This window comes from Ruminiclostridium sufflavum DSM 19573, from assembly GCF_003208175.1.
GTDB classification, from domain to species: domain Bacteria; phylum Bacillota; class Clostridia; order Acetivibrionales; family DSM-1351; genus Ruminiclostridium; species Ruminiclostridium sufflavum.
In genome coordinates, this window is the sequence record NZ_QKMR01000009.1 from 1 (window position 1) to 24,136 (window position 24,136).

At 39.5% G+C, this 24,136-nt stretch carries 22 protein-coding genes; 19 read left to right on the forward strand and 3 right to left on the reverse strand.

Going from position 1 to position 24,136, the window contains the following annotated elements; genetic code table 11:
• Positions 1–263 (forward strand): transposase domain-containing protein (locus LY28_RS08710; protein ID WP_133250184.1); only part of this gene is annotated, 263 nt, incomplete at its 5' end.
• 176 nt (positions 264–439) lie between these two features.
• Here the strand turns inward: LY28_RS08710 and LY28_RS08715 are convergent.
• From LY28_RS08715 to LY28_RS08725, 3 genes are all read right to left on the reverse strand, one after another.
• On the reverse strand, positions 440–931 hold the full coding sequence (locus LY28_RS08715) for a CHAP domain-containing protein (RefSeq protein ID WP_110460154.1): 492 nt from the start codon (positions 929–931) through the stop codon (positions 440–442).
• A gap of 121 nt (positions 932–1,052) precedes the next feature.
• Positions 1,053–2,378, reverse strand: a complete 1,326-nt coding sequence (locus tag LY28_RS08720; RefSeq protein WP_110461802.1) for a ferrous iron transporter B — start codon at positions 2,376–2,378, stop codon at positions 1,053–1,055.
• A 27-nt stretch (positions 2,379–2,405) separates the two neighbouring features.
• Positions 2,406–2,618 (reverse strand): FeoA family protein, encoded by a 213-nt coding sequence (locus tag LY28_RS08725; RefSeq protein ID WP_422784993.1) that lies wholly within the window; start codon positions 2,616–2,618, stop codon positions 2,406–2,408.
• A gap of 381 nt (positions 2,619–2,999) precedes the next feature.
• On the opposite strand from LY28_RS08725, the gene LY28_RS08730 reads away from it, so the two are divergent.
• The 18 genes from LY28_RS08730 (at position 3,000) to nspC (ending at position 23,826) form a co-directional block, all read left to right on the forward strand.
• Positions 3,000–3,809, forward strand: coding sequence for a hypothetical protein (locus LY28_RS08730; protein ID WP_110461804.1), 810 nt, complete (start codon positions 3,000–3,002; stop codon positions 3,807–3,809).
• Between the two features lie 28 nt (positions 3,810–3,837).
• Positions 3,838–3,981: a cyclic lactone autoinducer peptide gene (locus LY28_RS08735; protein WP_110461914.1), complete on the forward strand. Its 144-nt coding sequence runs from the start codon at positions 3,838–3,840 to the stop codon at positions 3,979–3,981.
• 246 nt (positions 3,982–4,227) lie between these two features.
• Positions 4,228–5,169: a DUF4846 domain-containing protein gene (locus tag LY28_RS08740; RefSeq protein WP_242981192.1), complete on the forward strand. Its 942-nt coding sequence runs from the start codon at positions 4,228–4,230 to the stop codon at positions 5,167–5,169.
• Between the two features lie 187 nt (positions 5,170–5,356).
• Complete coding sequence (locus LY28_RS19680) at positions 5,357–5,485, forward strand: hypothetical protein (protein WP_278303153.1); 129 nt, start codon at positions 5,357–5,359, stop codon at positions 5,483–5,485.
• A 114-nt stretch (positions 5,486–5,599) separates the two neighbouring features.
• Positions 5,600–7,588 carry an NAD(P)/FAD-dependent oxidoreductase gene (locus LY28_RS08745; RefSeq protein WP_110461805.1) on the forward strand — a complete coding sequence of 663 codons (1,989 nt, stop codon included), beginning with the start codon at positions 5,600–5,602 and terminating at the stop codon, positions 7,586–7,588.
• Complete coding sequence (locus LY28_RS08750; RefSeq protein WP_110461806.1) at positions 7,581–8,573, forward strand: polyprenyl synthetase family protein; 993 nt, start codon at positions 7,581–7,583, stop codon at positions 8,571–8,573. The genes LY28_RS08745 and LY28_RS08750 overlap by 8 nt, the downstream gene beginning before the upstream one ends.
• Before the next feature lie 5 nt (positions 8,574–8,578).
• A complete protein-coding gene (locus LY28_RS08755) occupies positions 8,579–9,487 on the forward strand; it encodes a UbiA family prenyltransferase (protein WP_110461807.1) in 909 nt (302 codons plus the stop codon).
• A gap of 1 nt (position 9,488) precedes the next feature.
• Positions 9,489–9,881: a NusG domain II-containing protein gene (locus LY28_RS08760; RefSeq protein WP_110461808.1), complete on the forward strand. Its 393-nt coding sequence runs from the start codon at positions 9,489–9,491 to the stop codon at positions 9,879–9,881.
• 18 nt (positions 9,882–9,899) lie between these two features.
• Positions 9,900–10,421, forward strand: coding sequence for a Gx transporter family protein (locus LY28_RS08765; protein WP_242981193.1), 522 nt, complete (start codon positions 9,900–9,902; stop codon positions 10,419–10,421).
• A 99-nt stretch (positions 10,422–10,520) separates the two neighbouring features.
• Positions 10,521–11,579, forward strand: a complete 1,059-nt coding sequence (locus tag LY28_RS08770) for a hypothetical protein (protein WP_110461809.1) — start codon at positions 10,521–10,523, stop codon at positions 11,577–11,579.
• Positions 11,580–11,703: 124 nt separating this feature from the next.
• Positions 11,704–12,750, forward strand: a complete 1,047-nt coding sequence (locus LY28_RS08775; RefSeq protein ID WP_110461810.1) for an FAD:protein FMN transferase — start codon at positions 11,704–11,706, stop codon at positions 12,748–12,750.
• Between the two features lie 115 nt (positions 12,751–12,865).
• Complete coding sequence (locus tag LY28_RS08780) at positions 12,866–13,045, forward strand: DUF1540 domain-containing protein (RefSeq protein WP_110461811.1); 180 nt, start codon at positions 12,866–12,868, stop codon at positions 13,043–13,045.
• A gap of 84 nt (positions 13,046–13,129) precedes the next feature.
• The gene (locus LY28_RS08785; RefSeq protein ID WP_110461812.1) at positions 13,130–14,386 is read left to right on the forward strand and encodes a [Fe-Fe] hydrogenase large subunit C-terminal domain-containing protein; all 1,257 of its coding nucleotides are present in this window, start codon (positions 13,130–13,132) and stop codon (positions 14,384–14,386) included.
• 246 nt (positions 14,387–14,632) lie between these two features.
• Positions 14,633–16,552, forward strand: coding sequence for a biosynthetic arginine decarboxylase (speA, locus tag LY28_RS08790; protein ID WP_110461813.1), 1,920 nt, complete (start codon positions 14,633–14,635; stop codon positions 16,550–16,552).
• A gap of 250 nt (positions 16,553–16,802) precedes the next feature.
• Entirely contained in the window at positions 16,803–17,807 is a 1,005-nt protein-coding gene (locus LY28_RS08795) for an MBL fold metallo-hydrolase (protein WP_110461917.1), read from the forward strand.
• Positions 17,786–20,929, forward strand: a complete 3,144-nt coding sequence (locus LY28_RS08800; RefSeq protein WP_110461814.1) for a P-loop NTPase — start codon at positions 17,786–17,788, stop codon at positions 20,927–20,929. The genes LY28_RS08795 and LY28_RS08800 overlap by 22 nt, the downstream gene beginning before the upstream one ends.
• 432 nt (positions 20,930–21,361) lie before the next feature.
• Positions 21,362–22,561 (forward strand): saccharopine dehydrogenase family protein, encoded by a 1,200-nt coding sequence (locus LY28_RS08805; protein ID WP_110461815.1) that lies wholly within the window; start codon positions 21,362–21,364, stop codon positions 22,559–22,561.
• Between the two features lie 128 nt (positions 22,562–22,689).
• The gene (gene nspC / locus LY28_RS08810; RefSeq protein ID WP_110461816.1) at positions 22,690–23,826 is read left to right on the forward strand and encodes a carboxynorspermidine decarboxylase; all 1,137 of its coding nucleotides are present in this window, start codon (positions 22,690–22,692) and stop codon (positions 23,824–23,826) included.
• The last annotated feature ends 310 nt before the right edge of the window (positions 23,827–24,136 follow it).

The following is a 24,136-nucleotide window of genomic DNA, read 5'->3' on the forward strand; positions in this document are numbered from 1 at the left end:
CTATTAGACCTTATGTCACAGGCAGGAAAAACTGGCTCTTTGCCGATACGACCCGTGGAGCTAAAGCCAGTGCCCTTGTATACAGCATGATTGAGTCTGCGAAAGCGAATCAACTCAACCCATATATGTATTTGGTATATCTACTGTCAAAATTGCCGGGCTTGAAAGAATTAACGCAAGAATCTCTGACACCCTATCTGCCATGGTCACCCGAATTGCCATCATGGTGTCATAAAGACTCAAGCAAGACACCCCAAGATTAAGCGCTTACTATTATAGAGGTATTCTATTCCAAATTGGAGGAATAAGCATAAAAAATGAAGGGCTGTTTTTAGCTAAGCCCTTCATTTCCGCTGGTGAGCTTGAAAGGATTTGAACTTCTAGCCTGCGGTTTAATTCTTAAGCTTCATCCTTTATATGTAATGATAAGCGTATTTGTTCATTTGCTCCATCTGTAAATCTTTAAACCACTTGAAGTTTTAGATACTTGTCTATCGATTGTGGCGTACCACTTGCCCCCACTTTTGTATTTCCAATTTTGTTCAATAAGAATAACCTTATCTCCAGATACAGACTTCACAATTGCACTGTGGGGAGTTGAAGGCCAGAAGGCTAAATCCCCTTTTTTGGGATCTGTCACTACTGTAAGTTTTCCGCTTGTAACAGTTGGAGTTCCATTTTCACTAAGACCTGATAAGCTAACACTGTATAGTTTTTTAAAGTATTTAATTGGATATGCTGCACACTTATATGTACTATCTCCATAATCATCCGCAACGGTTCCGGGTCTATAAAGAGCGTCAACATTGTCGAGAGTATCTACTACTTGCATGCTTTTAGTTATCTCCACATCACTCTGTGCTACACATAATAGACTAAACGATAGGATTAAAAGAGCAGATAGACATAAACTTATTGCTTTCTTTTTCAAAGAAATTCCCCCTTTGTGTTTTGTTTTATATATTATAACATAAATGTAATTATAAGTAAATTAACTTGTGCATTTTTATTTTATAGTATTATATTGTTGGTAAGCAAAAAAAGAAACACTATTACAGAATTAGTTTAACCATACACATTGAAAGAGCCTGCTTGCCGTGGGCACATGCCTTTTTAAAGAAATTATCCATATTGAAGGCAACTCTCGGAAGATACCCCAAATCCTCTAAAAGAGTAAATAAGGGGAAAAATATAGCCATAGGCGGAAGCATAACTGAAACAACCCAGGCCAGTGTACGGTAAACTCCGAGAATAAGTATTCCATGAAGCCAGACAGGTGTGCCTGCTTGCACAAACAAATCCGTCAGCCTTGCTTCAATACTGAAAAACAAATCAGAAAGCAGACGGGAAGGGTAATTTGCACCTGCGACAGTAAGCCAGAAAATAACTGCCAGCATACCCAGCATAATAGGAATACCGAAAATTTTTGATGTAAGAATGCGGTCAATTTTCCTGTCGGTGCTGTTGCAGGTCATATTTTTGTAAGCTATGGCGTTCTTGCTGATTTCCTCGGCGGTTTCAACAAGACGGGAAACAACCTTGTCTCTGAGCAGGTCAGTTTTTATGCCCTGCTCGTTTATATGTATTCCGGCCTTTATAACGAGCTCCCGCAATTCAAGATTATCTGTCAAATTATAGCCAAGATATCTGTCTAAGGCTTTAAGCAGTGACTCATCCCCGTCTATCAGCTTGAGTGCGGCCCATCGGCTGTTTATTTTATCGCCGGCCAGCTCTTTTATTTTAGGCTGAATTATACCGATTGCTTCCTCAATTACAGAATCATATGCGATTTGTAAAGGACTAACTGATATCTGCCTGCTTGCTACCTCGTAGACAGCCTCCATCAATTCTGCAAGCCCTTTGTTGCTTCGGGCATTCGTAGCTATGACGGGAACACCCAGAGAAGCTGAAAGCTTTCCGCAGTCAATGCTTATTTTCTTTCTTTCGGCTTCATCAATCAAGTTGATGCATACCACTACCCTGTCAGTGATTTCAAGGGTTTGCAGAATCAGATTAAGATTTCTTTCAAGGCAGGTGGCATCAGCTACAACGACAGTTGCATCCGGAGCTCCAAAGCAAACAAAATCTCTCGCTATTTCTTCTTCGGAGGAATTAGACATTAATGAATATGTACCGGGAATATCAACCATTATAAAGTTTTTATCCTTATGCCTGTATTTTCCGTATGCGTTAGCGACAGTTTTCCCCGGCCAGTTGCCGGTATGCTGGTTAAGACCGGTTAAGCTGTTAAATACAGTACTTTTTCCTACATTTGGATTGCCGGCAAGAGCTATAACCTTGTCATCAGGATATACCCGTTCCAAGCTAAGCTTATTTGCCGGCACGCCTGTTCCTGTGGTTTGGTTCGTAAGACCCATATAAGACCTCCTTGCTTGATAATATGATTAATAGACTTCAATGAGTATTTTTGATGCTTCTTCCGAGCGCAGCGCTATTACAGCACCACGGATGTGGTAAGCCACAGGATCACCGGAAGGGCTTTTCTGGAGTGCTTCAACCTCAGTGCCGGTTATCAGTCCCAAATCAAGCATTCTTCTTCGAATCGTACCGTCGGAGCAGAGCGCTTTAACCCTTCCTTTTTTTCCTATAGGAAGCATATTCAGCTGTATATGCTTGCTGCTCAATAAAAACACCTCCTTAAAATTTATGTAAAGGGGTTATTCTTCCTGTTTAAGCGGAGAGAAAACTTTTTTCCCTAAACTAACATATGTAAAATAAAATTAATATGTTACACATTTTTAATAAATAAACTTAACTTTTTCTATCAAAACTCTATTTATTACCGGTCATACAATAATTGGCTTGCTTACAAAGCAATTGCCTGAAAATTCAAAGTAATTAACAGCTTTATAAGCCTTATAAAATACTTGTATTTTGTCGCATTAATGAAAATATTAGGTTTTTTTCTGATTATATTTACTTTATGGTTTTTTTGTCATAAACTAGAAGAAAAATATATTTTTAGAGGTGATTTTGAAATGGTAATGAATATGTACATATTGTTTTTAGTATCATTGCCTGAAGCGTTTTTAAATTTAATAATAGCCTTGCTTATTACCGGACGAAAAGACACTTTAAAAATAAATAGGAACAATATTGTCAGATTTACAGCCTCCTTATTTTTAATGCTTCTTTCCTCATGCATTATCAGGCCTGTATCTCCAAATATAATTATAAATGTTACCTTGCATATTATTGCATATTCATTGATTTTTATGCTTGTATACAGGATGAAGCCCGTATATGCCTTATTCGGGACTGCATTTTTTTTAATGATAATTACTGCAACAGAAGTTATATATACGCCTTATGTAATTACGTATGTATTTAACGGGCTGGCGAATTTTCAGGAGGGATATCACTGGTATGTATTGCTTTCGCTGCCACAGCGCAGTGTTCAGGCACTGATGATAGTTTTTTTATGGAAACACGAGGTGCTGCTGGTTACACGTATTAACTGCAATTTCCATAGATTGTTTCTGGCATCATTTTTGCTGCTGGTGTTCGGAGAGCAATTGCTGTATTTTATATTCATTTCAATTTTTGAAAAATTACAGGTAGTTTATCAAATAACATTCTCTGCATCCTTGTTTATAATCGTATTAGTGCTTAATTTTTTGATATTCAAATTAATTTATACTGTTATAGGGGGTCTGGTAGTCAAATCATATAACAAATACAGCGATTTTGAGGATGATGTTAAGTTTGCACTGGGAGAGATACGTGATTTGCTGATAAATAATCAGGTGGAGGAAGCGGTAAAGCTTATAGATGACCTTAATGGGTAAATATTTAAATATAGAGGGGGTAAGACTTATGAAGTCAAAATTCAAATTTTTGCTTGCAGCGTTATCATTATTAATTACGCAGCTCGCGTTATCGGGTGTTTGTTCAGCAAGCAGTTCAACATTTCATCAACCAAAGGCACCAAAGCATTTGATGTCCCGTAATAAGATATAATTCGGGCTTTTGTACTAATTCGATAACAGAAGCATAGCAGAAGCACCTCTGATTTTTTTCGGGGTGCTTTTGTTGTCTTAGCCAGTATGTTTATTGAGCATAATAATCGTTTTACCACGGAATTGAAAATACGGTTGTTCTCAAAAAAATACTTTAAATGTTCTTATGAAGAACGGTTCAAGCTGTCTGGCGCTGGTATATGAAGATGCCATATAATGACAGTCACACCAAGGAGGAATTTGTGTAATGGATACAATGAAAAAGATTTTAATATTAATTATGCTTTTATTGCTTACCGGCTGTACAAATACAAGTACCAAGCCTGAGCAAAGTAATGTCGATGGCAGCCTTGCAATAAATAATGAAAATACGGAGTCAGCTTCAAAGCAGGATGCAATCGAAGCAATTAAATCGGATGCGGATGAGACGGCAACTCTGATTAATAAAAGAGGAAACACAGTTGAAGAAAGAGTCAGGGTTCCCAAAGGCTTTCAAAGAGTTGAGGCAGAAAACAACTCATACGAACAATATCTGAGGGAATTACCGGTAAAGCCTGACGGCACTAAGATTAAGCTCTATAATGGTGAAGTAACGGATAAAGCCGTACATGCCGCTGTTCTTGATATTGATGTCGGAAACAGGGACTTGCAGCAATGTGCTGATGCTGTTATCAGACTCAGAGCTGAATATTTATACGGTCAGGGCTTGTATGAAAAGATACACTTTAATTTTACAAACGGTTTTAATGCCGAATATTCAAAATGGATGAACGGATACAGGATTGAAGTTAAGGAGAATAAAACCTATTGGGTTGAGAAAACAGATTATTCAAGGGAATATAGCAGTTTTAGAAAATATCTTGATATGGTTTTTGCATATGCAGGAACGTTGTCACTTTCAAAGGAAATGAAGTTTAAATCAATTGAAAATATGCAGATTGGAGATGTATTTTTGAAAGGCGATACTCCCGGGCATACTGTTATTATTCTTGATATGGCAGAAAACATCAGCACGGGAGAAAAAATATTTTTAATTGCACAGAGCTATATGCCTGCACAGGATATCCATATTCTGAGAAATTTTGAAAACGGGGAGCTAAGTCCGTGGTATTCGGTAAATTTCGGTGAAGCTCTGAGGACACCGGAATGGAAGTTTGAAAAAGGCCAGTTGATGAGATTTCAGGATTGAAAAATTTATAATTCTCAGCTAAGGCTGCAATTAAAATCAGAGGATAAAGCCTTGAACAATTATAAAATACGGCTGCCTGTGAAATTGGCAGCTGTATTTTATAGTGCGGATTTTAAAATATAATTTTCAGTGCTTTACATAGGATATTCAGTGTTTAATTTTATAATAAAGAGGTATTATATACTATATGGCTGAGAAATTTATTCATGGAATAATATTTTACGGTTCAAGCATTTTGGGCAGCGCAATATTTGAAATTGAAGCATACCGCTTTTTTCAGCGCTTTGGAACAAAGCTGGAAGTAATGCTTTTATAAAAAATAGTATTATGATAGGAATAGTATAAAAATCCATTGATAATTTTATCACAATCTGATAAAATGAAAAAACGAAAAAAGCTGAAAAATGTCGAAAAGAGTGGGGAGAAGGCGATGAAAAGCAAAATTGTAATAATTGGTGCAGGCTATGCCGGCATTTTAACTGCAAAGAAACTGGCTAAAAAATTCAAGAAAGATGATACAGTCAGTATTACCATTATCGATAAAAATCCATTTCACACTATGCTTACGGAGCTTCATGAAGTAGCGGCAAACCGCGTTGATGAAGATAGCATTAAGATAGGCTTAAAAAAGGTATTTGCAGGGCGAAAAGTAAATGTGGTGCTTGATGCTGTAGAAGCCATAGATTTTAATAACAAAATTGCAGCGGGGGAAAACCAGAAGTATGAATATGACTACTTAGTGCTGGCAGCAGGCTCTAAGCCCACCTGTTTCGGAGTTGCCGGTGCCGAAGAGTATTCCCACAGGCTGTGGTCCTATCAGGATGCCGTAAACCTTAAAGACCATATCCATAATGCTTTCAGAAAGGCAGCCTGTGAATCCAATATTGACGAAAAGAAAAGGTTATTAACCTTCTATGTTGTGGGAGCAGGCTTTACGGGTGTGGAAATGGCAGGTGAGCTTGCCGAATATGTTCCCATACTGTGTGAGAAATATGAGATAGACAGGGAGTTTGTATCTGTCTGCAATGTTGATATCCTTAAAAGAACAGTGCCGAATTTGCCGGAAAAGCTTTCGGAAAAGGTTGAAAGACGCTTTAATAAAATGGGAGTTAAGCTCATGCTGAATTCCGGAGTTTCGGCTATAGGCCCTGATTTTATAGAAATCAAATCAAATAATACGGTAAACCGGTATGCAGCAGGAACTGTAATATGGGCAGCAGGTATTGAAAGCTCCGATATTACAAATGAAGCTGCAAAGACGCTTGAGTCGGCAAACAGAGGGCGTATAAAGCTTGATTCCTTCCTTCGTTCAGTGAACGACGACCATGTTTATGTAGTGGGTGATAATATGCTGTTTACAGCAGAAGGTGAGGAAGGACCTGTTCCTCAAATGGTTGAAAACTGTGAGCAGAGTGCGGCAACCGCTGCGAAAAATATATACTGCGCAGTAACAGGAAAAGGGGAGATGTCAGCTTACAAGCCTGCCTTCCACGGAATGATGGTTTGTGTGGGAGGGAGATACGGTGTTGCAAGAGTAGGAATGCCAAACCATATGTTTAATTTGCCGTCTTTCCTTGCAATGTTTGTAAAGCATTTTATAAATATAATTTATTTTATACAGGTGTCAGGCTGGAATAAAGTATTCAGCTATCTAAAGCATGAGTTTTTCACTATAAGGAATTGCAGAAGCTTTGTAGGCGGTCATTTTTCAAACAGAACCCCAAGCTTTTTGCTTACTCCTGTCAGAGTCTGGCTTGGAGCGGTATGGCTTTTTGAAGGTATAATGAAAATCGTTGAGGGATGGCTTACGGCGCCAAAGCTGACAGAATTTTTCAAAGGCGCCGATTCATGGTATAACAGTATTTTATACGGCTCTACAGGAGCGATTGATGTAAAAGCGGGAGAGACAGCGGTACAGGCTGCAACCGAGGCAGTAAGCTCGGCAACGGGTGAAGTTGCGGCAAGTGTGGGTACAACAATTATGAATTTTGATATACTGGGCTTGCTGCGATTGATCTTTGTAAGCGGAAAGGAGCTGTCAAAGTCAGTTATAAGTGATTATGCTTTTAAAATAGATATTCCTTTGATTAACTGGTTTGTTAATAAGCTTATTATTCCCAATGATAATGTTCAGATTGTAATGCAGGTCTTTATTGTTGTAGCGGAGATTTTAATTGGTCTTGCACTGATAGGAGGACTGTTTACAACACCGGCCTCGGCATTTTCACTGGTGCTGCAGGTTATGTTTGTCAGTACTACCGGTCTGTATTTGTCAACCTTCTGGATGATATTTGCTGCAATAGCAGTATTGATAGGTGCCGGGAAAACCTTTGGACTTGACTATTATGCTATGCCTTATTTAAAGAGAATGTGGAGAAAATTACCATTTGTGAGAAGGTTGTATATCTATAATGACTAAAGAAAATATAAAAAATCAGGATGGAATAGGCTTCATAGAAAATACGGAAGCATTGGATATGGTTAAAAAGGAAATAAACAGAGAATTGACTTCTGCTCCTGTAATTATCCGCCGGTATACACAGCATTTGGCATCGTCGGGCGGCAAGCTTATCCGCGCGGCAGCATTGCTTATCTGTGCACAGAATGAGAACGGTTTAATTCATCCTCATGCGGTTAACTTTGCTGCTGCTATTGAAATAATACATTTGGCCACCTTGGTTCATGATGATGTTATGGATAATGCAGAAACCAGAAGAGGCAAAATTACGCTTCAGAAAAAATATGGCAGAAAGACTGCTGTCATCTGCGGTGATTATTTACTTTGCACCGCACTGAAATTAGTTGCTTTGATACCGGAAAAAAAGGGATATCTGGATTTAATAGTCCCTGATTATATGAGAAGGGTTTGTCTTGGAGAATTAAACCAGCATATTAATAATGGCTTTTTGGACTTATCGGTTTACAGGTATTTGAAAATTATTTCAGGCAAAACAGCTGCTCTTTTTGAAGCATCCTTTTATGCAGGAGCGGTTTTAAACGAGCAGGATGAGTTGATAATATCAAAATATATGAAATTGGGGCGGTATACCGGTATGATTTTTCAGATGACTGATGATTGCATTGATTTTGAAAAGACCGAGGATTATGCGAAGAAGCCGGTTCAATCTGACTTTGAGCAGGGAGTAATTACGCTTCCTCTCATACATGCTTTTAGAAAAATGCCGGGCTTGAGAAATAAAGCAGAAAGCAGGGAGCTATCAAGAGAGGATATAAACAATGCCGTTGAAAAGAGCGGAGGCCTGAGCTATACCCGGATGGTTTCAATGAAATATTACGATAAGGCAATGAAGATAATTAATGAGCTTGGAATTACCTTGGATAAGAAAAACAAGCTGGTATCTGTTTTGGAAAAGGCGTGCGGCTTTGCTAAGGTTACGGGATAAACAATATGATAAAAAAACTGTTTGATTATATTGAAATAAAAACAAAAATAACCAGCCTGTTTGCGTTTTTTATGACGATGGCTTACATTTTCTATATAAGAAGGCCCGTAAACTGGGAACTGACCTTGGTGTTCTTCGGAGCTATGTTTATTTTCGATTTGGCTACTACGGCAATCAATAATTATATTGATACAAAAACTAACCACCAAATACTGGTATATACAAGAAGGACAGCGAAAAACATTATTTTTGCTTTATTAGGTATCAGCACGGCTTTAGGCTTATATCTGTCATATAGAACAGACATAATTATTCTCATAACCGGAGGTGTTTGCTTTGCATGCGGTATTTTTTACACCTTCGGACCTGTTCCGATATCCAGACAGCCTCTTGGAGAATTATTTTCCGGCATATTTTACGGCTTGCTCATACCCTTCATATTGTTGTATATAAACCTGCCTGAGGGTGCGATTCTTTCGCTGGAGCTAAGCCTAAGAACCATTAGCCTTAATATACATGTAGTGCCTGTGCTGACAGTTCTTTTGCTGTCAATTGCGCCTGTATGCACTACTGCAAATATTATGCTTGCAAATAATATCTGCGACCTAGAAAGAGATGTTGCCGTAAAACGTTATACACTGCCGTATTATTTGGGCCACAAGGCTGTTTATCTTTTTGCCGCATTAAATTATTTTGCTTATTCCGGAATAATAATTATGGCTGTATTCAGGCTTTTGCCGCCTGTCTGTTTGCTGGCGGTACTTGCAATATTTCCGGTTCAAAGGAATATTAAAATATTTTTGCAAAAACAGGAAAAAGAAACAACCTTTATTTGCTCCATTAAAAATTATGTAGTTATTATGGGTTCAATCACCCTCGCTATATTCATCAGTGCATTAATACGGGGAGGCTGAAATGAAGTTTTTCAGAAAAACAGATGTGTTGATTATTGCAGGCATTGCTGCAGTCAGCTTTGCAATGTGGGCTGTTTATAAATACAATAATCCGGGTAAGCCTGCCGAAGCTGAAATTTATTATAAATCTGAGCTGGCTGCTACAATAGATTTGAATACCGGCACAGACAGGCAGTTTTCAATACCGCAGAACAAGAATGTTATTTTTTATTTGGAAAAAGACGGGAGTATAGGTTTTGTGGAATCTGATTGCCCGGACAAGATATGCATAAGAACCGGAAGGCTGAAAAATATAGGTGAAACTGCCGCCTGCCTTCCCAATGAAATAATTTTGAAGATTGTTCCGGTAAAAGCACGCAGTGATGATGATATTGATATGGTAGCAGGAAAATAGGCATGAGGGAGGTTAAAGGTGGATAAGACCGGGGCGGGTATGTCAAAAACCAAGCTTTTAGTATTAACCGCATTGCTGTTTGCCGTTGCATTGGTATTGTCTGTGGTTGAAAATTCCTTTCCGGCTTTGTTTTTTGCAGTACCGGGAGTAAAGCTGGGCCTTTCCAATATTTCTGTTATGTATGCGCTGTTTTTTCTTGATAAAAAGCCGGCTTTTCTGATAGCTGTATTAAAAGCAGGCTTTGTATTAATTACCCGTGGATTTATAGCAGGAATATTAAGCTTATGCGGGGGAACACTATCAATAGTTGTAATGTCTGTGCTATTGATAGTGTTTAAAGACAAAATATCTTATTTTGTTCTTAGTGTTTTTGGAGCGGTATTTCATAATATAGGTCAATTTGCCGCTATTTCGCTGATATATACAAACATGTATTTGTGGGTTTATTTACCGGTACTGCTGATATCAGGTATTGCTGCGGGAATGGCAACCTCTGTATTGCTAAGGCTTATTATGCCTGCTTTTAAAAGAATGGTTTAGGATAGTTATAATACTCTGCTGAAGCTTTTTACCTGAATTTTCGTGCCCGAACCGGGTGTGTAGGTTAATTAATATAAAAAATATAATGGAGGAGACAACATGAAAAAGCTATTTTCACTAGTATTGAGCCTGACACTGGCAATTGCCGTAATGGCGGGATGCGGCTCAACAGGAGAACAAAACGATGCGGCAAACACATCTGCAGGTATTGAGACTAATACCGGTACTGCCGGTGATGCTGTTAAAACCGGACTTGCGGTTGTGTCATCAATTGCAAACTCCGCAGATGCCGGAGAAAAGGACGGCATGGCAGAGATTGACTCAATGGTGGCAGCAGTTACCGTTGATAAGGACGGGAAAATTGTAAAGTGTGTTATTGATGCGGCACAAACAAAAATTAATTTTTCTGCTCAAGGTAAAATTCTTACTGATTTAAAAGCGGAATTTAAATCAAAAAACGAGCTTGGTGATGAATATGGTATGCGTAAGGCATCAAAAATAGGTAAGGAGTGGAATGAGCAAGCAAAAGCCTTTGCCGATTATGTTGTTGGAAAAACAGCTGCCGAGGTAAAGGGTATAGCTGTAAATGAAGAGGGTACTGCCGGTGATGCTGAATTGGCATCTTCTGTGACAGTACATATCGGTGACTTCATAGCGGTCACCGAGAAGGCTGTTGCAAATGCTCAGGATTTAGGCGCTAAGTCCGGCGACAAGCTGGGATTGGGAATATCAACAAATATTGAAAAGTCCACAGATGCCGGAGAAAAGGATGGATTGGCTCAGGCTTATTCAATGTATACGGCTGCCACATTTGATACTGACGGGAAAATAACCGGCTCAATTATAGACGCATCCCAATCTGATGTAAATTTTAACAAGTCAGGAAAGATTACTTCTGACATAAAGGCTGAGCTTAAAACAAAGAATGAGCTTGGCGATGCATACGGTATGAAGAAGGCGTCAAAGATAGGCAAGGAATGGTATGAGGAGGCGGCTGCATTTGCAAAATATGTAGTCGGCAAGACAATTGAAGAGGTTAAGGGAATAGCTGTGAATGAAGAAGGAGTTGCAACCGAAGCAGAATTAACCGGCTCGGTTACAGTTCATATAGGAGATTTCCAGAAGGTAATTGAAAAAGCAAATTCAAGTGCAAAATAAATATACAGAATCGGGGCTGCGGCAGGGCATCTGTTATGTCGGTTATAAAGAAGCTTACTGCGGCAGTCCTGACTATATTCCAAATTAAGCTTTTGTGTGATAAAATTTTGATAGAGGGAAAAAGTTGTTTAAAAAATTAACAGCAACGATAATTGCAATTACATTTTTAATAAACTTAACTGCATGCGGGAGTCAAGACAGGAAAAGATATGAGGCGGAATTTCTGGAGCTGTTTGATACTATGACAAAAATAGTCGCATATACTGACAGCAAGGAAGAATTTACAAGGTATTCCCGTTTGATTTATGATAACCTGAAGGAATATCATCAGCTTTACGACATATATAATAACTACGATGGTATTAACAACATAAAAACTATAAATGACAATGCCGGAATAAAAGCGGTTAAGGTTGATAAAAGAATAATTGCTTTGATTAATTATTCAATAGAGTGGTATAAAAAGACTAATGGTAAAATGAATATTGCTTTAGGCTCTGTGCTTGAAATATGGCACAAATATCGTGAAGAAGGTATTGACAACGAGGCTGAGGCCGCTGTGCCGGATATGGCTGAGCTGAAAAAAGCAGCTGAACATACGGATATAAACAAAATTATTATAGATGAGGCGAATTCCACGGTTTTTCTTGCAGACCCTGAAATGAGTATTGATGTTGGTTCTATCGGTAAGGGCTATGCAACTGAGCAGGTAAGCCGGATTGCATATGAAAAGGGCTTCACCTCCGGATTAATCAGTGTGGGCGGAAATATACGCGCAATAGGAAATAAGGACTCCGGCGGCAAGCTGTGGAATTTGGGTATTCAGAATCCGGACAAGGAAAGTGAAAAGTCAAACGTCAGTATTGTGTATCTCGCTGATTTATCCCTTGTATCAAGCGGGGACTATGAGAGATACTATACTGTTAACGGTAAAAGGTATCATCACTTAATTGATCCTGATACCTTGTTTCCGGCAGAATATTTTTCTCAGGTTACTATAGTATGCAAGAATTCCGGAATGGCAGATGCATTGTCAACCGCTGTCTTTTGTATGCCGGTTGAAAAAGGTATGGAATTTATAAATAATCTGCCTGATACAGAGGCATTATGGGTTATGAAAAACGGTGATTTGAAATACAGCAAAGGATTTGAGGAATTTACTAAAGATTGATAGTATTATTTTTTGCTGAATACAAATAATAATTTTGCTGTAAAAAAGCTTTTGGATAAAGGCATAACAGCATCACTAAATTATTTTGTGCCGTGAATCCGGCGAGGAGGTTTATATGAGTGCAAATATGATGAACCACCCACATGAAGGAATCAAGTGTGTAGTTGATACATGCAAGTATCATATGGCCGGCGACTATTGCTCAGCTGATCAGATAGAGGTGAGCGCAAAGGATGCAAGTACCTCAAGGCAAACTGATTGTGAGACCTTTATACCTGAGAGCAGAAAAAGATAATTTGGTAAACCAGTAATGAATGTGGCCTGCCGGATAAAACCGGCAGGCTGTTTTTTAAATATATAAAGTGGGAAGGTATTAATTATGCAGGCATTTAATGAACTTTACAAAAAGCTGGCAAAAGCCGCTGTTGAAAACAGGACAAATGAGGAGTTGAAAAATATTCGCCGGCAGGGCTATGACTCACATCAATTGGATTGCTTGCTGCATCCTGAAAAATATGCCTCGGTATGGAGAATTGCAGATTGTAATTGCTCTGACGGGGAAACATGCAGTGCCTGCACTGTAAGATGCTTGTTTGATGCGATAGATAAGGATGAAAAGGGCAATACAATAATTAATAAGGATTTATGTATAGGCTGTTCGGAATGTATTGACAGCTGCAAAGCGCAGAAGCTCACGGCCAGCAAGGATATACTGCCTGCCCTTGCAGCTGTCAAGAGCGGAAAGGGCCCTGTATATGCCATGATTGCACCGGCGTTTATCAGCCAGTTCAGTAAGCAGGTCACACCCGGCAAGCTGAGGAGTGCTTTTAAAAGTATAGGCTTTGCCGGTATGGTTGAGGTAGCTCTTTTTGCGGATATTCTCACACTCAAGGAAGCGCTTGAATTTGACAGAACCATATTAAGCGAAAAGGATTATCTTCTGACAAGCTGCTGCTGCCCCATGTGGATTGCTATGCTTAGAAAAATATACAAGCAGTTTATGCCTCATGTTCCCGGATCGGTATCACCAATGGTGGCCTGCGGGCGTTCGATAAAAATACTGGAGCCTGATTCTGTTACGGTGTTTATCGGCCCCTGCATCGCAAAGAAATCTGAAGCGAAGGAGCCTGATATTGCCGATGCGGTAGATTATGTTCTTACCTTTCAGGAGATACATGATATTTTTGATTTTGCAAATATTAATCCCGCAGAAATGGAGGAGGATTCACGCGACCATTCCTCAAAGGCGGGCAGAATATACGCAAGGACAGGAGGAGTAAGCGAAGCTGTAAAAAATACCTTGGAGCGCCTGAATCCAAACCGGGAAATTGTAATTCGTACCCAGCAGGCAAACGGCATCCGCGAATGTAAGGAAATGCTGAATGAGCTTAAGGAGGGGAGGCTTAATGCCAATTTCCTTGAGGGAATGGGGTGTGTGGGCGGCTGCGTAGGAGGGCCTAAAGCAATACTGAACCGTGAGGAAGGCCGGGAAAATGTAAATCAGTACGGTAATCAAGCCACCTATGTCACACCGGTGGATAACCCATATGTAATGGACTTGCTGCATCGCTTGGGCTTTGATACGGTAGAAAAGCTGCTTGAACACAGTGATATCTTTACCAGAGAATTTGAATAAGCTGCTGAAAAGCATTAAGACCTGGGTTCAAAAGAATTTGCAGGTCTTTTTTATTTTGCGTGAATTTGTATGGCAAGGTACAAATACATAGGTGGGAGAGACCTTGGAAAAATTCATTGCTATGCTGCTGTTTTATGTGTATTGACAAGCTCTCTTGTGATGTGTTATCGTTTGATTTTAGAAGATTATATATTTACTTTAATCTCACTGAATCTGCCAAATTTATTTGTATGAAAGGGAAAAGCCATGAATAAATCAGAAGTATTAGGTAGATGGACAAAAGAAAAGTCCGAGGAATTGTACGGTGTGAAAAATTGGGGGAACGGCTATTTTTCAATTTCGGAAACGGGAGAGGTAATGGTTAACCCCTATAAGGATAATGAATCGGCTGCAATCAGCCTTATGGATATAATTTCAGGTGTTCGTGAACGCGGGCTTGATATGCCTGTGCTGCTCCGCTTTGAAAATTTGCTGGACTCCCAGATATCTCTTTTAAATGAATCCTTCAGGGATGCTATGAACAAGCTTGGCTATAAGGGGGCATACAGGGGAGTCTACCCTATCAAGGTTAATCAGCAGCAGCAGGTAGTTGAGGAGGTAACTAAATTCGGACAGCGCTATCATCATGGCTTGGAAGTGGGCAGCAAGGCTGAATTGGTTGCTGCCTTGTCACTGATGAAGGACAAGGAAGCCTGTCTTATCTGCAATGGGTATAAGGATGAGGAATTTGTGGATTTAGGGCTTTATGCCGTAAAGATGGGATTCAAATGCTTCTTTGTTATTGAGACGCTCAGCGAGGTTAATATTGTATTGGAACGTTCTAGGGTACTGGGAGTCAATCCTAATATCGGACTGCGCATCAAGCTGTCTGCAAAGGCAGGAGGGCATTGGACCGAATCAGGAGGAGACCGAAGTATTTTTGGCTTGAATATGTCTCAGGTAATTACTGTGGTGGATACCCTTAAAAAGGAAAACATGCTGGACTGTCTCAAGCTGCTTCATTATCATCTTGGCTCCCAGATACCCAATATCAGGGACATACGTTCAGCTGTGCTGGAGGCGGCAAGGGTATATGCAGAGCTGGTTAATGAAGGTGCGCCGATGGGCTATCTTGATTTGGGAGGCGGTCTTGCCGTTGACTATGACGGCTCAAATACAAACTATATAAACAGCCGCAACTATACTGTTGAAGAATATTGCACCGATATAGTAGAGGCTGTTATGAGCACCCTTGACTCAAGTGATATTTCGCACCCTATTATTGTGACGGAGTCGGGAAGAACAACCGTAGCATATTATTCCGTATTGCTGTTTAATGTGCTGGATGTGGAAAGATTTGAGGAGCACAGCTTGCCGGATAAGCTGACGGAGGATACTCCTGAGCAGATCAAAAATCTGTTTGATGTTAATAAAAATATTACGCAGAAGAATATTCAGGAGTGCTATAACGATGCTTTATACTATCGTGATGAAATTCGCGACATGTTTAAGCATGGCGCTGTAAATCTGCGTGAACGTGCATTCTCAGAGAAAATATTCTGGAATACAATTAACCAGATTGCAAAGGAAAAGCAGAAGCTGAAGAATTTTCCGCCGGATTTGGAGGATATAGAGAGCGCAATAGCGGACATTTATTATTGCAATTTTTCAGTATTCCAATCAATTCCCGACAGCTGGGCCATAGATCAGCTGTTTCCGATAATGCCGCTGCACAGATTGATAGAATTGCCTAAGCGCAATGCGGTCATCGCAGACATAACCTGTGACTGCGACGGGAAGATTGACCATTTTATAGACCTTCATGATGTCAGAACCACCTTGCCCCTCCATGAGATGAAAAACGGGGATGACTACTATCTGGGTGTATTTATAGTGGGAGCTTACCAGGAAACGCTGGGCGATTTGCACAACCTTTTCGGAGATACTAACGTAGTCAGCGTCAGGATACATCCTGACGGAAGCTATGACCTTGTGAAGGAAATACACGGAGACAGCGTAGCAGATGTTCTGACATATGTGGAATATGATCCCAAGGATATGACTGTACATTTCCGTGAGAAGGCAGAGAATGCCATTCGTGAGGGACTGATAAGCGCAAGCGACAGAAAGGAAATTATGCGTGCCTTTGAAAATGGCTTGCGTGGTTACACTTATTATGAAAGATAAATGATTTTTCGCGGGCTGGTTGATATCTCTTAAAAAAATAAGAAAGGCTCCTCAGATTATGGGGAGCTATTATTATGCCCTTTATTTGGCAGCAAGCATTGATAATAAGTTTTTTAAAAATGCCTTAATGAATGTGTGAAAAATGTTGAGCATTATACTATTTACATATATAATGGAAAATAAGACAATTTAAGAAAAGGGACGGAAAATAAAAATCCGTATATTTGTAAATTACAGAGGGATAAGGAGTATGAGCATAGAGCTTCAAGTAAGAAAGGCAGCCAAGGGAGATTGCATCTGGGTCAGGTTCGGCAAGGAAACAAAAGGGAATATAATAATTGATTCGGGAACAGCGGCAAAAGCGAAGGAGTTTTCCGATATTATCGAAACAGTCAGGGAGAGAAATGAAGCAGTGGACTTGCTGGTTCTGACACATATAGATGACGACCATATCGGAGGCTTTAAAAAATATATCGCCAAAAATGACTGTAAAATTATAAAGGAAGTCTGGTTTCATGGCAGTGGTGTAAACGCTTATGAGGGTATAACTCCACATTCACCGAAAAATGCGGTGCAGCTGAGCGATATTATGAAAAAAAAGAAAATGAATGTCAATAATGAGGTGTTCAAGGGCTGCAAAAGGGATATCAACGGGGCAAAATTAACGGTGCTGACTCCTGAAATTGATGCGGTGCTCAGGGTAGGCGCCTTGCTTGATGATGCAGCAGCAGGTATAAAGCCTCACAGTGAAGGTATACATAATCAGGATTTGGACTGGCTTTACGAAAATGATAAATATACCCGTGATGACAGCTTAACAAATGCCGCATCAATTTCCTTTGTATTTTGTTATGAGGGTAAAAGGCTTGCCTTTTTAGGAGACGCTCACGCAGAGGATATCATAAAGAGTAAAGAGGAGCTCTTCAAGGGTGTTAATATGGATATGGTTAAGCTGCCACATCACGGAAGCTCACATAACAACCCCGAGGAGTTAATAAAATGCCTGGCCTGCGGGAACCTTATAATATCCGCAAACCAGCCCGCAGACAAGAATACTATTGCAAGAATAGTACATAGTACGGAGAAGTGTACAATTTACTGCAATTATACATGGTGGGAGGGCATCGGTTATTTTACGGAAGAGGATGCAAAAGAATATATTGATAAAGAAAAACTCATTATTAAAGAGGTTGAAGCTAAGAAAGCTATATTCGCTGATGAGGGGAAGGATATATGGATATTGAGGAAAAGTTAAGGCTTCTGGCGGTCAGAATTGAGGCACCGGCAGGAGAAGACCAAAGAAACAGTATTTTAGGAAGCGGAATTTTATGGGCTCCCCAAGAACAGGGAGAGTACATGTATGTTTTTACTGCCGCTCACGTTGTATATGGACACGGCAGGCTGATTATAAGATACTGGGATGAAGCCGGAGACACAAAAACCTTAAATATAGATGAGTGCGATATTCAGCCTCATGAGCAAAATAACTGCCATGAACATAAAAATAATAGAAATACAGCTCTTAAAAATGATGTCGCAGTTCTAAGATGCAAACGAAAGCAAATTAAATATATTGACTATAAGCTGAAAGCAGCCAGAAATATCAAACAGGATGAAAAACTCATTTTAAGAGGGTTTCCGGAAAAAGTCAGCAATGATGAGTTTTCATTGACATTAGGACGGGAATATAAAGCAAGGTTTGTTATGGAAGAGAAAGGTAAGAGCTGTTTCCTTTATAAAGTGGAAGAGGTTCTGAAATGCGAAGAACGTAATGAGGAACTGATAGGCTTATCGGGTTCCGGGATTTTTCTCAATAATGGACAGCCAGTGCTGGCGGGCATTCATTCATATGCTGCGGGAGATGTATATTTAAATCAGGTTACAGGAATGAATATTGAGCTTATAAGAGACATATGTCAGGCTAAAAGATGGGATATGCCTCAGCTTGTCAATAGAGAGGATACGCATACGAAGCCTTCTGTGTACAAATGGGAGGAAATTAATGACGATTTTTTCAGAAACCACGGCAGGTATGATGATGAAAAGCTTCAGGGCTTTCTAAAGGGAGAAAGCTGCACATGGGGGCTTATTGCAAATAATTGCACTGTTAAGCGGGAAGTAACGGAAAGGGTTGTTTCAATAATCGGCGGCAAAAGGCTGATCGGTATATTAGGTGCCGGAGGAGAAGGAAAGAGCACTATTTTGATGCAGATATGCAAGGAGCTGAATAACAAGGGCTATACTGTTTACTGGAATACAGAGCAAATAACAAGAACCTTTAACAAATTGGAGCTTTTGCCTACCGTAGATTCTGTTGTTCTTGCTATTGACGATGCAAGCGGTGATGCGGAATTTGAGAAGTTTGCCCTTCAGGCGGTCGGCAAGGGCTACAGAATAATTTTTGCAGCCCGGGAAAATGAGTGGAATGTGGAAAGGGTCAAGGCTGAAACTGCAAAGCTAGACAGGGAGCTAGAGATAATTGAATTATCTGATGTGACAGAGAAAGAGGCCGATAGCTTCTCACAGCTAATAGCCGGCAAAATGAACACAGGCAAGGGAAAAAGTGAAATCAGGAAAATATTTACTGAAAATAATAACGGCTTTTTATTGGCTGCAATGCTTATGGCGGTATATGGCAGACCCCTTGAAGAGATTGTGAGGGATGTGCTGCTGAAAATAAGAAAGCAAAGCGAAAATATATTAAAGGTATTAGCCATTATTTGCTATGTCGAAAAGCTGGAAGCAAGGATAAATAAAAATTTAGGCTTTACTTCAGAATTGTATAGGGTTTTATACAGCTCCTATGGAATAAAAAAGAAAGAAATAAGTGCTTTGCTGCACAAGGAAGTGCAGAAAACACATTTAAATATAATGAGAACGAGGCATCCTGTTATATCTGATATAATTTCAGGCTTTCTGATAAGAGGTGACAGCTCGGAATTTGAGCTGGACGATTTGCTGTATGACTTTATCAGATGTCCCTTAAAGGGAGAAAAAACAGTTCCGGCAGAATTGATAAAAAATATGTATCCTATGATGATAGAAATATTAAATGATATATACACAGATGATACTATCAGCCCTCAGCAGCTTGCGGAGAATATTGCGGAAATATATAAAAGAGGCGATATATGGAGACTGTGGGCTCTCAAGGAGACCAATGCCGGTAATGTAGGACAAAGTGCGGAAGGAAAATACAGCGCAAGATGGATTTTAAAAGAGGGGAGCAGAAAATGTCCTTTTGACGGAAATATATACATAAAGTGGGCTGAGCTGGAGAGTGCCGCAGGCAATGCAGGAAGGAGCATGGAGGAAGAAAACAGTGCAAGGTGGATACTGAAGGAAGGCTGCGAAAAGTGTCCGTCTGATGGAAATGTATATATAAAATGGGCCGAGCTGGAGATAAATGAGGGCAATATAGGCAGGGACATACGCGAAAAAAACAGTGCAAGATGGATTTTGAAGGAAGGAAGCGAGGAATGTCCGTCTGACGGCAATATATATATAAAATGGGCCGAGCTGGAGATAAACAGCGGAAATATAGGAAGGAATATAAATGAAGAGTACAGCGCAAGATGGATATTAAAGGAGGGAAGCCGGAAATGTCCTTCAAATGGAAATGTTCATATAAAATGGGCTGAGCTGGAGATAAATGAAGGCAATATAGGGCGGACTGCCAATGAAAAAAACACTGCAAGGTGGCTTTTGGAAGAAGGAATAAAAAGAGAACCGGATAACTGCAATACATATATCAAGTGGGCTGAATTGGAGATTGGAGAGGGAAATACAGGAAGAGACATAAATGAAAGAAACAGTGCAAGGTGGATATATAACGAAGGCAGTAAAAGATGCCCTTCTCAGGGGAATATATATATAAAGTGGGCCGAGCTTGAGATAAAAGAAAATAATCTGGGAAAAGACACAAGCGAGGAAAACAGTGCAAGATGGATTATGAATGAGGGCTTGAAAAATTGTCCGTACGATGGAAATATATATATGAAGAAGGCTGAGCTGGAGATTAATTTCGGCAACGACGAAAAGGTCATAGAATTACTTGCAGAGTCACTGAAGATTGACTGTCTGCACAATTTATCCAGCTTGGCTTTGATACAGGCAAAGAACAAAAATTTTTCGCCTGACGATCCATACAGTGCAAAATGCTGCATTGATAAGATGCTTTTGCAGGTCAGGAATGCAAATGCTTTTTATACGGCATATCTGTGCTATAAGCTGTATGCTTCTGAAGAAGCAGCTATAGAATATAAAAAGAAATTAACACAGCGCGATATAGAAACCTTAAGTCAGGAAAACTTTTATAAATTCAGAAGGTGGGAGCAAGGCTGGATTGAAAGAAGCCGTTCACAAACTATAGGCTGATGGCAGCAGATTTTCAGAGGATAGTAATTTATCTTAAATATTATAGGAAATGCTGTAAAGTGCCAAAGGTTATTGGCATATATAAGAAATTCTTTGAATTTTATTGATAAAATTGTAAAAATAGTGTTATAATGTTATTTGATAGAGTATTATGTGTTTGAAGACTTTGTTTTGTAGGTGTTAAACTCTTACGGCAGGTCTTCTTTTTTATGCCTGATACCGGAAGCTGCCGTAATGAAAAAATATCATATGTTGATTTTTAATACAGCTTTTTGTATAATCATTACAGAAAACTAGCGTGTGTTTAGTTGCAAAAGTCGGATATAAGACTGCACTTATTAAAAGCACTGTATTTAAATACAGAATTTTTTATGGCTTATAAGTGCAAATTAGTATCATAAAATCGGTTATAGGATTAGGAGATATGTGGAAATGGGAAAAGCTTTAATTATTGGCGCTGGTGGCGTCGCTAGTGTTGTTATTCATAAATGCTGTCAGAATCCGGACGTATTTGAAGAAATCTGTATTGCAAGCAGAACTCTTTCGAAGTGTGATGCTATAAAAGCAAAGCTGGACGGGGGAAAAACCAAAATTCAGACTGCTCAGATTGATGCAGATAATACGGAAATGCTTATTGGACTGATTAAGAAATTCGGCCCGGATATAGTCATTAATGTTGCATTGCCGTATCAGGATTTAACAATTATGGACGCTTGCCTTGAAACAGGGGTGCATTATCTTGATACTGCCAACTATGAGCCGCCCGATGTGGCCAAATTTGAGTACAAGTGGCAGTGGGCTTACAGGGAAAGATTTGAAAAGGCAGGTATAACAGCACTTTTAGGGAGCGGATTCGATCCCGGCGTAACCAGTGTTTTTTGCGCATATGCACAAAAGCATTATTTTGATGAAATTCATTACATTGATATTGTTGATGCCAATGCAGGCGACCATGGCTATCCCTTTGCGACAAATTTCAATCCTGAAATAAATATCCGGGAAATAACTGCAAAGGGCAGCTATTGGGAAAACGGCGACTGGGTTGAAACTGAGCCGCTGGAGCTTAAAAAGGTTTACGATTTGCCGGAAATAGGACCTAAGGACATATATCTTCTGCACCATGAAGAGATAGAGTCCTTGGCACTGAATATAAAGGGTGTTAAACGTATAAGGTTCTGGATGACCTTTTCAGAAAAATATATTACTCATTTAAAAGTGCTTGAAAATGTGGGTATGACTTCAATTGAGCCTGTCAAATTTGAGGGCCGGGAAATAATTCCTCTGCAATTTTTAAAGGCAGTGCTTCCAGATCCGGCTTCCCTTGGTCCCAGAACAAAGGGAAAAACAAACATAGGCTGCATTATACAGGGTGTAAAGGATGGGAAGCCCAAAACCTATTATGTTTATAATGTATGCGTTCATGAGGAATGCTATGCAGAGGTAGGCTCACAGGCTATTTCCTACACAACGGGTGTCCCTGCCATGATTGGTGCGATGATGATATTGAAGGGACTATGGAATAAGCCTGGTGTTTATAATATTGAGGAGTTTGACCCGGATCCGTTTATGGATGCTCTTAATAAATGCGGGCTTCCGTGGAAGGAAAGCTTTTCGCCAGAACTGTTGGATTAGAAATTTTTTGATTTTTAAAGGAGTTCTAAGCTGGTAGGCGAAAAAATTCTTATCAGTCTTGGAACTCTGTTTAATTTACAATATAGACAATGTTGGATTGTCATTATGTTGCTTACGGAGGTTGAATTTTGAAAATAGATTTTAGCAGGTTACCGACACCATGTTATATTGTTGACGAAAGACTTCTTGTGCAAAACCTTGAAAGATTGAAAGCTGTGCAGGATAGGACAGGCTGCAGTATCCTTCTTGCCCAGAAGGGATTTTCAATGTACAGTGTTTACCCGCTGATTGGGAAATATCTCAGAGGCGTAACCTCAAGCTCTCTGTTTGAGGCCAGACTGGGATATGAGGAAATGGGCGGTGAGGTTCATATATATGCGCCTGCATATATAGAGGAGGAATTTGATGAAATTCTTAAATACAGTGATCACATTGTGTTTAACTCCTTTAATGAGTGGAGAAAGTACAAAGCAAAAGTTAAAAACATGAGGTCAAAAAAAATAGAATGCGGTTTGCGCATAAATCCTGAGTACTCGGAAATTGAAACTCCTTTGTATGACCCTTGCTATAATAATTCAAGATTGGGAGTGACACTAAGGAATTTTAAGGCTGATGAGCTTGACGGCCTTGACGGGCTTCATTTTCATACGATGTGTGAGCAGAATTCCGATACTCTTTTAAGGACTATAAAGATTGTAGACGAAAAATTCGGCGGGTATATTAAAAATATGAAATGGCTCAATTTCGGCGGAGGACATCATATTACAAGGCCTGATTACGATATTGAGACCTTAGTTCGCTCAATTTCATATTTTCAGGATAAATACGGCGTGAGGGTTTATTTGGAGCCCGGTGAGGCTGTTGCTCTCAATACAGGCTTTCTTGCCGCTAAGGTTCTGGATATAGTTGAAAACGGCATGAAAATTGCAATTCTGGATGCATCCGCCGCATGCCACATGCCGGATGTATTGGAGATGCCGTACAGGCCGAATATAATAGATGCCGGCAAACCCGGAGAAAACGAATATACTTACAGACTCGGAAGTCACACCTGTCTGGCGGGGGATGTCATAGGAGACTATTCGTTCAGACAGCCTCTCAAACCGGGAGACAGGCTGATTTTCTGTGATATGGCTCATTATACAATGGTAAAGAACAACACCTTTAATGGTATAAAGCTACCGGCAATCGCATTATATAATGAAGAAAAGGGTATAAGAATTATTAAGAGCTTCGGTTATGAGGATTTTAAGTCCCGTCTCTAAAAGCAAATTCTGATAAATAAAGCCTTGGAAATACATCTGCTTAAGGTGGTATTTTCAAGGCTTAAAAAATATTTTCTAAAACAATCATAAAAAATTCTAAATAAAAATATGATATACTGGCATACTCCCTATGCAATGTAAGTATTAGCCTTCGCCTTTAAAGAGAATTAAGCGTTGGCTCGAGCTTATTATTAGAAAGATAGGGTTATTTATCATATGTTTTTATATTAATTTTTCTTTAAAAAAGTTACAAAATTATATGTAATTGTAAGTTTTATAAATATAAATCAAAAAAAACATATGATATTCT

What these genes read in the sequence shown, in the direction of transcription:
- LY28_RS08720 (WP_110461802.1), bottom strand. Translation starts at nt 2,378, where the DNA reads ATGGGTCTTACGAACCAAACCACAGGAACAGGCGTGCCGGCAAATAAG.
- LY28_RS08725 (WP_422784993.1), bottom strand. Translation starts at nt 2,618, where the DNA reads ATGCTTCCTATAGGAAAAAAAGGAAGGGTTAAAGCGCTCTGCTCCGAC.
- LY28_RS08730 (WP_110461804.1), top strand. Translation starts at nt 3,000, where the DNA reads ATGGTAATGAATATGTACATATTGTTTTTAGTATCATTGCCTGAAGCG.
- LY28_RS08735 (WP_110461914.1), top strand. Translation starts at nt 3,838, where the DNA reads ATGAAGTCAAAATTCAAATTTTTGCTTGCAGCGTTATCATTATTAATT.
- LY28_RS08740 (WP_242981192.1), top strand. Translation starts at nt 4,228, where the DNA reads ATGGATACAATGAAAAAGATTTTAATATTAATTATGCTTTTATTGCTT.
- LY28_RS19680 (WP_278303153.1), top strand. Translation starts at nt 5,357, where the DNA reads ATGGCTGAGAAATTTATTCATGGAATAATATTTTACGGTTCAAGCATT.
- LY28_RS08745 (WP_110461805.1), top strand. Translation starts at nt 5,600, where the DNA reads ATGAAAAGCAAAATTGTAATAATTGGTGCAGGCTATGCCGGCATTTTA.
- LY28_RS08750 (WP_110461806.1), top strand. Translation starts at nt 7,581, where the DNA reads ATGACTAAAGAAAATATAAAAAATCAGGATGGAATAGGCTTCATAGAA.
- LY28_RS08755 (WP_110461807.1), top strand. Translation starts at nt 8,579, where the DNA reads ATGATAAAAAAACTGTTTGATTATATTGAAATAAAAACAAAAATAACC.
- LY28_RS08760 (WP_110461808.1), top strand. Translation starts at nt 9,489, where the DNA reads ATGAAGTTTTTCAGAAAAACAGATGTGTTGATTATTGCAGGCATTGCT.
- LY28_RS08770 (WP_110461809.1), top strand. Translation starts at nt 10,521, where the DNA reads ATGAAAAAGCTATTTTCACTAGTATTGAGCCTGACACTGGCAATTGCC.
- LY28_RS08780 (WP_110461811.1), top strand. Translation starts at nt 12,866, where the DNA reads ATGAGTGCAAATATGATGAACCACCCACATGAAGGAATCAAGTGTGTA.
- LY28_RS08785 (WP_110461812.1), top strand. Translation starts at nt 13,130, where the DNA reads ATGCAGGCATTTAATGAACTTTACAAAAAGCTGGCAAAAGCCGCTGTT.
- speA (WP_110461813.1), top strand. Translation starts at nt 14,633, where the DNA reads ATGAATAAATCAGAAGTATTAGGTAGATGGACAAAAGAAAAGTCCGAG.
- LY28_RS08795 (WP_110461917.1), top strand. Translation starts at nt 16,803, where the DNA reads ATGAGCATAGAGCTTCAAGTAAGAAAGGCAGCCAAGGGAGATTGCATC.
- LY28_RS08800 (WP_110461814.1), top strand. Translation starts at nt 17,786, where the DNA reads ATGGATATTGAGGAAAAGTTAAGGCTTCTGGCGGTCAGAATTGAGGCA.
- LY28_RS08805 (WP_110461815.1), top strand. Translation starts at nt 21,362, where the DNA reads ATGGGAAAAGCTTTAATTATTGGCGCTGGTGGCGTCGCTAGTGTTGTT.